The sequence below is a fragment of the Clostridium sp. UBA3061 genome (assembly GCF_002367465.1).
Taxonomy (GTDB): domain Bacteria; phylum Bacillota; class Clostridia; order Clostridiales; family Clostridiaceae; genus Clostridium_J; species Clostridium_J sulfidigenes.
In genome coordinates this window covers 160,832-173,123 of sequence record NZ_DFCF01000002.1, presented here as the reverse complement: position 1 = coordinate 173,123, position 12,292 = coordinate 160,832, and the positions used below count along the sequence as shown (strand labels likewise).

General features: G+C 29.5%; 10 protein-coding genes. 1 reads left to right on the top strand and 9 read right to left on the bottom strand.

Features of this window, described 5'->3' with window-relative positions; translation table 11 throughout:
* Positions 1-149: 149 nt before the first annotated feature.
* The 3 genes from B2P65_RS00980 to B2P65_RS00970 form a co-directional block, all read right to left on the bottom strand.
* Entirely contained in the window at positions 150-1,013 is an 864-nt protein-coding gene (locus tag B2P65_RS00980) for a DegV family protein (RefSeq protein ID WP_346879460.1), read from the bottom strand.
* Between the two features lie 223 nt (positions 1,014-1,236).
* Positions 1,237-1,698 (bottom strand): 8-oxo-dGTP diphosphatase, encoded by a 462-nt coding sequence (locus tag B2P65_RS00975; protein WP_346847260.1) that lies wholly within the window; start codon positions 1,696-1,698, stop codon positions 1,237-1,239.
* 38 nt (positions 1,699-1,736) lie between these two features.
* On the bottom strand, positions 1,737-2,825 hold the full coding sequence (locus B2P65_RS00970) for a radical SAM protein (protein WP_346847259.1): 1,089 nt from the start codon (positions 2,823-2,825) through the stop codon (positions 1,737-1,739).
* Between the two features lie 286 nt (positions 2,826-3,111).
* Here B2P65_RS00970 and B2P65_RS00965 point away from each other — a divergent pair, with 286 nt between their 5' ends.
* A complete protein-coding gene (locus B2P65_RS00965) occupies positions 3,112-6,021 on the top strand; it encodes a DUF3427 domain-containing protein (RefSeq protein WP_414632429.1) in 2,910 nt (969 codons plus the stop codon).
* Between the two features lie 46 nt (positions 6,022-6,067).
* Here B2P65_RS00965 and B2P65_RS00960 read toward each other — a convergent pair whose 3' ends face one another.
* The 6 genes from B2P65_RS00960 to B2P65_RS00935 form a co-directional block, all read right to left on the bottom strand.
* Positions 6,068-6,451 carry a (deoxy)nucleoside triphosphate pyrophosphohydrolase gene (locus tag B2P65_RS00960; RefSeq protein ID WP_346879458.1) on the bottom strand — a complete coding sequence of 128 codons (384 nt, stop codon included), beginning with the start codon at positions 6,449-6,451 and terminating at the stop codon, positions 6,068-6,070.
* Positions 6,452-6,486: 35 nt separating this feature from the next.
* Positions 6,487-7,536, bottom strand: a complete 1,050-nt coding sequence (locus B2P65_RS00955) for a MerR family transcriptional regulator (RefSeq protein WP_346847256.1) — start codon at positions 7,534-7,536, stop codon at positions 6,487-6,489.
* Between the two features lie 113 nt (positions 7,537-7,649).
* Complete coding sequence (locus B2P65_RS00950) at positions 7,650-9,125, bottom strand: protein adenylyltransferase SelO (RefSeq protein WP_346879457.1); 1,476 nt, start codon at positions 9,123-9,125, stop codon at positions 7,650-7,652.
* Positions 9,126-9,381: 256 nt separating this feature from the next.
* Positions 9,382-9,804: a fasciclin domain-containing protein gene (locus tag B2P65_RS00945; protein ID WP_414632300.1), complete on the bottom strand. Its 423-nt coding sequence runs from the start codon at positions 9,802-9,804 to the stop codon at positions 9,382-9,384.
* A gap of 327 nt (positions 9,805-10,131) precedes the next feature.
* Complete coding sequence (locus tag B2P65_RS00940; protein ID WP_346879455.1) at positions 10,132-11,199, bottom strand: ABC transporter permease; 1,068 nt, start codon at positions 11,197-11,199, stop codon at positions 10,132-10,134.
* Positions 11,190-12,284, bottom strand: a complete 1,095-nt coding sequence (locus B2P65_RS00935; RefSeq protein WP_346879454.1) for an ABC transporter permease — start codon at positions 12,282-12,284, stop codon at positions 11,190-11,192. Before B2P65_RS00935 ends, B2P65_RS00940 begins: the two co-directional genes overlap by 10 nt.
* Positions 12,285-12,292: the final 8 nt, after the last annotated feature.

The following is a 12,292-nucleotide window of genomic DNA, read 5'->3' as shown; positions in this document are numbered from 1 at the left end:
CTTATATAAAAAAGAACTTAAGTAACATAATGCTTCTAGTGTACTATTATTCCTATGGATAATAATGAACAAGCAAATATAATTGTAGTGGATACCTTTCTCTAATAAAGTAAGGCTCTATAAAATTNNAATTTTATAGAGCCTTACTTTTATTTAGAACTAACCTTTTCAAATCCTGCTATTCCAATAGCTCCTGGACCACTATGAGATGTAATTACACATCCTGCTTGAATCCATATAATCTTTCTAAATCCCTCTTCTTTAGCAATTCCCTCCATGTTATGTTTTATAGATTCATCAAGACCCAAAGAATAAATAAGATATAATTGTTCTTTATCAAAATTGTATCTCTTAATATATTCTTTCATATACTTATCAGCAACACTAACCATTTTCCCACGAAACTTTTGTGTTGAAATTAACTTTCCATCTACAATTTCAATGAGGGGTTTTATTAGTAGTAAAGTTCCTCCCAAGTATGCAGCATTGGATACACGCCCTCCTGCTCTCAGATATGCAAGATCACCAGGGATAAAAGATACTCTGGCTCTTGCCACGTAATCCTGAATTTCTTCAATTAAATTAGTTATCATTATATTTGGATGTTTTTCTATGATTTCAGCTGCTCTTAAAACAATTGCTCCTTGACCACCAGTGACATTTAAAGAATCAACATGATAAATATCTTCCGTTCCTTCTGAAGCAATAAGTGCATTTTGGTAAGCACAAGAGGCTTTAGATGTATATCCAATATGAAGAATAATACAACCCGGATTTTCATCTTTTATTTTTTTAAATAAAAGATGAAATTCTTCTGGATTTGTTGCTGAAGTTGATGGTATTTTTTTAGTTTTTTTATAATAATCATAGACTTCTGTTACAGGTATTGAACCATCTAAATAAGATGAGTCTCCCATTATCACGTGCATGGGGATAACCTGAATATTATGTAATGTGGCTAAATCCAATGGAATATCTGCTCCGCTCTCTGCTAAAATAATTATTTTTTTCACAAGTTTACCTCCATAAAATTCATAACATTTTTCATTTGTATAATTTACCAAAAAAGCTTTGTTAAATTTCTAAGATAAGGTTCTATTAATAATTTATTCCCATATTCCCAGAAATCCTACTAAGAACTTAGATACTTATATTGCTTATATTTTACACACAATAATCCAGAAACATTCAAAATAAGCTAAACATAAAATCTTAAATCTTATAATTGACTTATCTTTATTTTAGCATATGCTCCCAATGAGATTTTTGTTGATTCTCTGTAATAAAATACTCATTAAGTTTATCCTCTAATATTATTTTAACCATCCTATCAAATCCATGGGCAAGATTTAATAAATTAAGTTTATCTATATCATGCCAAAATACATGACCTTCTTCACCATACTCTATTAAATCTCCCTGGTATGAATCAGTTTTAAAAAGAAAAACCATATACCTTTTATTATCTTCTGCCCTATACCAATCTTTAACACCGCAAATTTCTAAATTATTTACTACTAGGCCAGTTTCCTCATTAACTTCTCTGATGGCTGAATCTACAATAGACTCACCCTTTTCTACATGCCCCCCTGGAAAAGCTATTCCAGTCCAATTTCCTTTAATGCGGTTCTGAACAAGAACTTTATTATTTAATTTATCCATTATCATAACCATATTTGTTAGTTCTACATTCTCCATATATTACACCTCTTAAGTACAATTTATATTTTTTTGTTTTATATCAAAAGCTTTTTTACTTCTTCTTCTTTTTCAAACAATACACATCCACCCTTATGTTCACCAAGAAGCATTTCTGCTGCACTTAATTTTCTAAATAAAGGTGATTGTAATGCATCTAACAAGCTAGAATTTTTTAAATTTGTATCTGAAAAAGGTGAAAATGGACATGGCTCTACTCCTCCACTTGTGTTAATATGAAAGAAACCTCTTCCAGCAGCAAGACATCCTCCTGAATGTTTTTCATCTCCTGGAAAAGAAATAAAAATCATATCTTCATAAATTTCTCTAAGACGAGCTTGTTCACTTTCAAGATAGTTCCTTTCTTTATCAGTTGGTGCTAAATCTTTAGTTGAAGCAACTACTGGTACATATTCTACAAAAATTACTAATTTGCAACCTCTATTATATAATTCTGCTATAAACTCTTTACTAGCCACATTATAGATATTTTCTGTGGTAACAGTTATAGAAGCTCCATATAATATTCCTTTAGATTTAAGTGAATCTATTTTATTTATGAGAAGTTCATAGGTTCCTTTACCACGTCTAGCATCAGTTTTGTTCTCATCACCTTCAATACTAATAACAGGCACAAGATTTCTATTAGCATCGAATAGCTTAATATATTCTTCATCAATGATAGTCCCATTTGTGAATATAGGAAAAATAATTTCTTTAATTTGAGACGCTTTTTCTATAACATCCTTTCTCATTAAAGGTTCTCCACCAGCTAGTAATATAAAAGAAATTCCAAGTTCTTTCCCCTGTTTAAATATATCTTCCCATTGATAACTTGTCATTTGATCTTTATTTGACTTTTCACCACAGGTATTATTGGCTCTTGCATAACACCCTTTACAAAAGAGATTACAGCTACTAGTGATGCTTGAGATTAGGAAAGGTGGAATATGTTGTCCTTTCTCTTCAAAGGTTTTTCTTCTTTTAGCAGCTTTTTTGCTTTCTAAAATATATTTCATAATGAACTTTGCCTCTTTGGGATTTTGAAAAGAAGCCTTCATTGCACCCTTTACAATGCTTTCTACCCCTTCATTTAAATAGTTAACTAAACTAAACTCTGTACCCATTTCAATGCCATCTCCCTATAAATTATTTATTTAATTTACTTTATTTCAATATCAAGTATTCTTTAATATTCACAGTTCACCTTACCTTTAGTATGATAAATTCTATTTAAATACATTATATCATTATATAGTAAAATCCATATCATATAATTATGTTATAATATAAGAATTGATGAAATTATTTACACTTTAACTATGATAATTTAAATGTGAGGTAAATATGAGTACTATAACTAAAACAGATATATTTAATACACCAGTAAGTATTAACTTTAAGACTATTGATATGGATACAAATGATAAAAATATAATTAAAGATGAGATTATTAAAGCTAGTGAAACTGGTTTAGTAAATAGCTTAATCCATTCAAATTTAGCTTTAACACCAAAGTTAATAGTAAATGACTATTTAAAAGGTAGCAAAGTTTTAAATGAAATAATCTCTGAATTAACAAGATGTAAAGAGTTTTTTATATCCGTTGCTTTTATTACAAGTAGTGGCATAACCCCCTTACTAGAAACCTTGAAATACTTAAATAAAAAAGGTGTGAAAGGTAAAATTTTAACTACAGATTATCTGAATTTCAGTGAGCCTAAAGCATTAAGGAAGCTACTTGAATTTTCAAATATTGAAATTAAGATATATAGCAAAGAAAACTTTCATACTAAAGGATATATATTTAAATATGAAGATCATTATAAATTAATTGTAGGAAGTTCGAATTTAACTCAATCAGCATTAACAAAAAATAAGGAATGGAATTTAAAAATTTCCTCTTTAGAGGCAGGTTCCTTAACTGAAAATGTAATTGATGAATTTCAGGAGCTTTGGAAGGATGCTGATGACTTAACTTTAAATTGGATAGAAACCTATGAAGATATTTATAAAAAGCAAATTGAATACGCAAGAAAAAGTAACATTCCAAGGCTAGCACAATATAAGCTTAAGCCAAATAAAATGCAGGTAGCTGCTATTCAAGGATTAAATAAGCTCAGGGAAAACGGTGCAGATAAGGCTCTCTTAATTTCTGCTACTGGTACTGGAAAAACTTATCTATCTGCTTTTGAGTTAAGAAATTATAATCCTAAAAAAGCTCTATTTATAGTACATAGAGAACAAATAGCCAATCAAGGCCTAAATAGCTTTCAAAATGTATTTGGTGATACTCGAAGCATGGGAATTCTCTCTGGAAGCCGAAAGGAAATTAATAAAGACTTTATCTTTTGTACAGTCCAAACACTATCAAAGGATGAGGTGCTTCAAAGTTTTAGCAAAGATGAATTTGATTATATTATCATCGATGAAGTTCATAAGGCAGGAGCTAATAGTTATCAAAAGATAGTTGAATATTTTAATCCTAAATTCTTACTTGGCATGACAGCCACCCCTGAAAGAAGTGATAACTTTGATATTTTTAAAATATTTAACTACAACATTGCCTATGAAATACGTCTTCAACAGGCCTTAGAAGAAGATTTACTTTGTCCATTCCATTATTTTGGTGTATCTGATATTAGTGTTAATGGTGTGGAGTTAGAGGAAAAATCAGACTTTAGAGCTTTAGTAGCTGAAGAAAGAGTTAATCATATCATCGATAAAATTGATTTTTATGGATATTGTGGTGAAAGAGTAAAGGGGTTAATATTCTGTAGTGATAAAAAAGAAGCCATTCAACTATCAAATATATTTAATACTCGCGGCTATAAAACAGTAGCCTTAACTGGAGAAAATACTCAGGATGAAAGAGAATCAGCAATTCAACGTTTAGAGCAAGAAGAATTAAATAACTCTCTAGATTATATTTTCACAGTTGATATATTTAATGAAGGTGTAGATATACCTGCTGTTAATCAAGTTGTTATGTTAAGGCCAACTAAGTCAGCTATAATTTTCGTTCAACAATTAGGTAGAGGTCTTAGAAAACATAATTTTAAAGAATATGTTGTTATTATAGACTTTATAGGAAACTATAACAGCAATTTTTTAATTCCCATTGCTTTATCTGGAGATAGAACCTTTAATAAAGATTCCATTAGAAAATATGTTATGGAAGGAACAAGAATAATACCTGGTTGTTCCACTATTAATTTTGATGAAATATCTAAAAATAAAATATTTGAGTCCATTGATAAAGCTAATTTTAATGATATTAAGCTAATTAAAGAAAGTTATAATAATCTTAAGCAAAAGATTGGTAGAATACCAAGTTTAACAGATTTTGATACTTATGAATCTATTGACCCATTAAGAATATTTGATAATAAAAGCCTGGGTTCATACTATAAATTCTTAAAAAAATATGAGAAGGACTATGCTATAGAACTTAATAAGTCTGAAGAATTATTTATTGAATTCATCTCTAAAAAGCTAGCTTCCGGTAAAAGAATTCATGAACTGCTTATGCTTAAGCTTGCTATTAACCATGAAACCAATCTAATCCATAGACTGAAAAAAGAGCTAAAAGATGATTATAATATAGATTTTAAAGCTACCACTGAAACTAATGTGGTTAATGTTCTTACAAATGAATTTCCCACTGGCACTGGTAAAAAAACTTATGAAAAATGTGTTTTTTTAGAAGTATCAGATTCTGATTATAAAATTTCTAAATCCTTTAAGAATCATCTTGAAAATAGGGATTTTAAATATATGGTTGAGGAGTTAATCCATTTTGGAATGGAAAGATATACGAAATTCTACAGTAAAAGTTATATGAATACTAGTTTTCAGTTATATCAAAAATATACCTATGAGGATGTTTGTAGATTACTTCAGTGGGAGAAAGGTGAAGTTGCACTTAATATTGGTGGATATAAATTCGATAAAACCACTAAAACATATCCCGTATTTATCAACTATGAGAAATCTGAAGATATTACTGATACTATTAACTATGAAGATAGATTTCTATCTCCATCCCAGTTAATTGCTATATCAAAGTCAGGCAGAACAATAACTTCTGATGATATTGTACAAGCTTATAAAGCTGAAGAAACTGGTGTTGAAATGAGCTTATTTCTGAGGAAAAATAAAGATGATAAAATTTCAAAAGAATTTTACTTCCTTGGAAAAATTAAAGCTGTAGGAACACCTGTCCAATTCATTATGAAAAATACTAATAAAACAGCTGTGGAAATTAAATATCAATTAATTACACCTGTAAGAGAAGATATTTATGAATACATTACTTCATAATGTAAAAGGACTTAGCAAAGTAATTTAATTTGCTAAGTCCCTTTTCTTACATATTATTTAGAGCATCAATAACTAAAATATCCGCTGGAATCCACTTTTCACCATCTAATTCATCAAATGTAATCCACTTAGCATCATTATGGGCATTTAGATTTAATTTCCCACCAGAAATTTGGCAAATAAAACAATGCATAATAAGATGGAAACTAGGATAATCATATTCTACTGTGGTTAAAAAATCTGATATTTTTATATCTAATTCTAATTCTTCCTTTATCTCACGAATAAGTGCTTCTTCCTTTGATTCACCAATTTCTATTTTACCTCCAGGAAATTCCCACATATCAACAAAGTCACCGTATCCTCTACGTGTAATAAATATTCTATCATTATGTTTTATTACTGCTGCTACTACTTCTATTCTCTTCATATGTTCCCCCTCTTTTACTATGCTTTTTTTAAATACTAATCTACTTTTATTATATAATTAAGTTCATCTATTTTTCTATACTCTAGATTTTTATTATATTTTTTAAATTCATTTTCTAAAAAATCAATATGTGAATAATACTCATCTTCTATTTCTTCTACTTGTTCCTTAGATAATTCATTAAAAATACCTTTTTCATCATCCTTACTTTTAAACATTAAATCTCCAATAACTATTATTCCATCATCTTTTAGTACTCTTATCATTTCTTCTATTGCTATGACTTTTTCACTTTCATTTAAATGATGAAATGCATATGTTGAAATAATAATATCAAAGTACTTATTATCGTATGGTATCTTCAAAAATTCACCTAATCTAACTTTTAAATTTGGATATTTTTGTTTTGCTACTAATAGCATTTCCCTAGACTGATCTATTCCAATTATCTCACAATTGTTATTTAAAAACTTACTTGCTAAATTACCTGTACCTACTCCTATTTCAAGTATTATTGGATTTTTTAACTTCACATTATTTACTAAATCATATACACTTTGCAATATTAAATTGTAGTTCTTATATATTTTAAATTGTCCTTTATCTTCAATAACGTCATTATCATATGTTTTTGCCCAATGATTAAAGCCCCATTTATCTTTCCAGTTATTTCTAATACTACTTAATTTATTACTACTATTTATTATATCTAGTACTTCACTATCTATTTCATATCCTGTTGTTTCTCCATAAAGCTTGTCTATCACATCTTCTAAAGATTTTCTTATACTATTAAGCCTATGTATTTCATCATTAACGAATTTCCATTGATTATTAAAATGTGCTAAACAATTTTCTTTTTCATTATTATCTAATATATTTCTAATGTCATTAATAGTTAATCCTATTGACCTATAGAGCAATATAGATTGTAATTTAATTATATCTTGTTCATTAAATTTTCTATACTCATTTTCTTCTTCTCTTATAGGCTTTAATAAACCCTTTTTCTCATAAAATCTAATTTTATTAGTAGTTATATTAAACATTTTACTTACTTCACTTATAGTATATTTACTTCCCATGTGTTCATCCCCTTAATAATACTCTTAATAATACTATTCTAAACTTTCGTCTAGGGTTAAAGTCAATAAAAATAGCTAGTAAAACCAAATTAATTTTACTAGCTATTTTTATATTAAGTTCCACAATAAGTTCGGTATGGACACGTTGATGTCTCTGGCAATGTAGTGTAATAATCTAGTTCTCTAGAGTGATCATATGGTTTTGAGAGAGCATCTAATAGCCTTTCCATGACCCTATAATCTCCTTGATTTACTGCAGCTTCTAGTGCTTCTTCTACCCTATGGTTACGTGGAATTACTGCTGGATTACTTCTTTGCATAAGTTCCCTTGAGGAAATTTCCGATTCTTCTTGTCTCGTTAATCTCTCCTGCCATCGCTTATACCATTTATCAAATTCCTCTTTGCCAAAGAGTACATTATCCTCTATCTTTCCACTAGTTAATACACGGAAGGTGTTGGTATAATCTGCACCATACTTTTTCATAATACTTAAAAGTTCCTCAATTAAAGCTTCATCAGCAACTTCTTCATTAAAAATTCCAAGTTTTGCTCTCATTCCTCTAATCCAATTATTCTTATACAAATCAGCAAAATGTGAAACTTCTTTTTGTGCTAGCCTTAATGCCTCATTCTCATCAGTGTGTAACAATGGTAACAGAGTCTCCGCAAATCTGGCAAGATCCCATGCACCAATATTAGGTTGATTACCATAAGCATATCTACCCTGAATATCAATAGAACTAAATACAGTAGAAGGATCATAGGCATCCATAAAAGCACATGGCCCATAATCAATTGTTTCTCCACTAATTGTTACATTATCAGTATTCATTACACCATGGATAAACCCAACTAACTGCCATTTTGCAATAAGCTCAGCCTGCTTCCTAATTACTTGCTGAAGTAATAAAAGATATGGATTTTCTTTATCCTTTACCTCTTGAAAATGTCTTTGCAAAGTATAATCAGCTAAAGCTCTAAGTTCTTCAACGGTACCCCATTTTGATGCGTATTGAAATGTACCAACACGAATATGACTAGCTGCTACACGAGTGAGAATTGCACCAGGTAACTGTGTTTCTCTCATTATTGACTCACCAGTTATAACCACAGCTAAACTACGAGTAGTAGGAATACCTAGTGCATTCATTGCTTCACTTATGATATATTCCCTCAGCATTGGACCTAGTGATGCTTTTCCATCACCTCCTCGTGAATATGGAGTTCTACCTGAACCCTTAAGCTGAATATCAACTCTCTCACCTAAGGGAGTAATATGCTCACCTATGAGAACAGCTCTCCCATCACCTAACATAGTGAAATGGCCGAATTGATGTCCTGCATATGCCTGAGCAATAGGCATAGCTCCTTCTGGAATCTTATTTCCTGCAAGTATATCTACTCCATCAATACTTTGTAATCCTTCAGCATTCAATCCTAAAGATTTTATTAGCGCATAATTTAGCATAACTAGTTTAGGTGATGGTACATGACTTGGTCTTTGCATTGCAAAAAATTTTCCCGGAAGTCCAGAATAACTGTTTTCCAAATTGAATCCTGTTTCTATTAATGCTTTTCCTTCTTTCATCCTATCTCCTTTTCTTCTTCATTTTATATAAATTATAGATATAAACTTCTATAATAACTAACCTCTTTTTAGTTTATACTTTTAATAATTATTTATTCTAATATGTTATTCATTAAATACTTATGTCTTTGTTTACTATTGAAATATCAAATTAAATCTATCAATCTTAATATAAAATAAAAATCAAAAAAGATGCTTCATCCTAAGATGATTAGCATCTTTTACCTTAATTTAAACTGTTTGTATATTCCATCTACTAAGGCATCATTACAGTATCAATTACGTGTATAACTCCATTTTTAGCCATAATATCAGTAATTATAACTTTGGCACCATCAATAAATACTGAATCACCCTTAACCTCTATTTTAGCATTTTTTCCATTTGCCATGGCTATTTCCTTGCCATTTAATTTGGCAACATCTGCAGCAGTAACTTTACCTTTGAAAACATGATAAGTTAGAATATCTGTAAGCACATTTTTATTTTCTGGTCTTAATAGCTCATCAATTTTTCCTGCTGGAAGTTTTGAAAATGCATCATCTGTAGGTGCAAACACTGTAAATGGACCTTCACTCTTTAGGGTATCAACTAATCCTGCCGCCTCTAAAGCTGCTGTTAAAGTTTTAAATCTGCCATCACTTGTAGCTATATCCACTATGTCCTTTGGTTCTGCCATTTCTTTCATGGTATTATTTTGAATATGTAAAATACTCTGTGCACTTGCCACTAAAGGCATTTGGATAATAAATACCATCATTGCTAACGCTACAATAATTTTAATTTTTCTTTTCATAATCATTCTCCTTTACTATTTGGGTTAGTGTAAAGTTTTTACACCCTCTTTTAAAATTTGTAACTTTTATTCCATTTAAGTTTGCCCATTAAAAATCTAGATTATTCTAAATAAATATATACGTACTTAATTAATATTTCTCTGAAATAAATTCACATAAAAAAATAGTAGCCCCAACCTAAATTGAAAGCTACTAATATTAAATCCACATTATTCTTTAACAAACTCCCTGAGCCTAAAGCTACCTGCTGTAAATAACATAATAGACATTAAAAATATGATTAAGATAGGAATAATAATTTTTCCTGTATTTATTATTCTGAGTAGCCATGTAAATGGTGATATCACACTGATTCTACTTATTATTTCAGGAACATTATCAAAGCTATCTAACTCTGATCCAAAAATACCCATACCAAAGGCAGCTATTCCAAAAACAACTGTAGATAGACTTGCTAAGGTTACATTTCTAATCCATCTTGTTACTGCTACAATAATAGATGTTGTAACTAAACTACTTAGAAATATGATTAGTATTCCTTGAAAAATATTGTTGTTAGGAAGCTTTAATACAAGTGTTAAGATTATAAAAGCTGAGCAACTTAAAACTCCTTGAATTATAAAGGATGAAATAAATAAACTACCTAAAATAGTTATATCTGAATTACTAGTTGCTATGGTTCTTTTTAATACCTTTTGCTCTCTAAGCTTAATTATTTCTCCTGCAATAACGGAACCACCTATCATCATAAAATAACATATCAATAATATAGTCATCTTATAATCCTCTTTACTGTCTACTTCTTCATCTACAATAACTGCAGTAGTAGAATTTGTGCTTAATCCCGCACTTACTTCTTCCTCAACAACTCCAGATACATAGTTTGTTATAATATCTTCTGCCATTATTGAGCCACTAGCTGCTTCTGTACTATAACACTGAATTTTAGGAAGCTCTCCATTATCTAATAAATCTTGAAAGTTATCTTCTATAACATAAATTGCACCTAATTTATTTTCTCTAAGCAAATCGAAATTGTCTTCTACCTTTCCATCTAGTGTATTTATTGAATATTCTTCACTCAATTTCTCAATAACCTCAGTAGAGTGATTTGAATTACTTTTATCTATAATTCCTATGCTTCCTGATCCGTGACTTAAACCTCCACCATTTATAACTAAAATCATAACAACAGGAAATATCAAGGTCATTAGTAACATAAATGGACTTTTTAATTGTCTTTTCATATTAATTAATACTAATCTTATTAAGCGCATACCTTTTTCCTCCCCTGAATTACTGCTTTAATTATTGCTGCAGAGTATATAATAATTGACATTGCAAATATAATTAATATCCATTTCCCACAGCCTTCTAAATTTCCATTTAAATTATATAAATTAAATGCATTATTTAAATAATGTGTTGGTGTTAGCAACGCAATTTTATTACCTTCACCTGAAAATATCTCTCCACTTATTAGGGGTAAGGTAAATATTATAGTCCCAATTATTTTTCCATACTTAGCCCCAAATATAGTAGATATACTTTTAGACATAGATACTACTAGCATAGTTCCCATTAATATTAATAATATTAAATCTAAAATATTTCCTTTAAAACTTAATCCAGCTACTCTAAAGAAAATTACATATCCACTGATTATTATAAACACATATACTATCAAAGCCATAGTCTCGTAAAAAAGATATTGTAATTTTGTAATAGGAGTTGCATTAATTCTTTTATCTAAATTTACACTAATATCTGCATAACCACCATGAATCATTGTATATATAAGAATGGTAATTACAAAGCCAATCATGGATGCTGATATCTTTTCATAGGGATTATTGGTTTTTATAGTATCTATTGTAATATCTTCAACTATAGATGATTCCATAATTCTATTTAAATTCCCCATATCTCCACCAGCTATAGATACATATAAACTTTGATGATATCTATCTAATATTACCTTTAAGGTGTCAGTGGACATTCCCATGCCTTCTACTTTTTTATTAATAATTATATCTCCCTTATTTAAAGATAAAACATTTTTCTCATATCCTTCTTTTATTGTTAGTTCCACATCTGGCTTTTTATCTACTATATTTACAACCTCTTTCAAATCATCACTGCCTAAAAGTTCTGCAAGCCTTTTTGAATTTTCAGTGTTGTCTTCATCAACAATTTGAACATTTAATGCCTTAAGCTTTAATGGATTTTCATCATCCAAATTATGAAAAAATGCCATAAAACATGCAAGTAAAATAGGAAATAAGATAAAAGTTGCTATGGTAACTACGCCATTTGCAAACATACCTTTAAGGGTAGTTTTTATATAATATAATGCCTTCATAGCTCTTC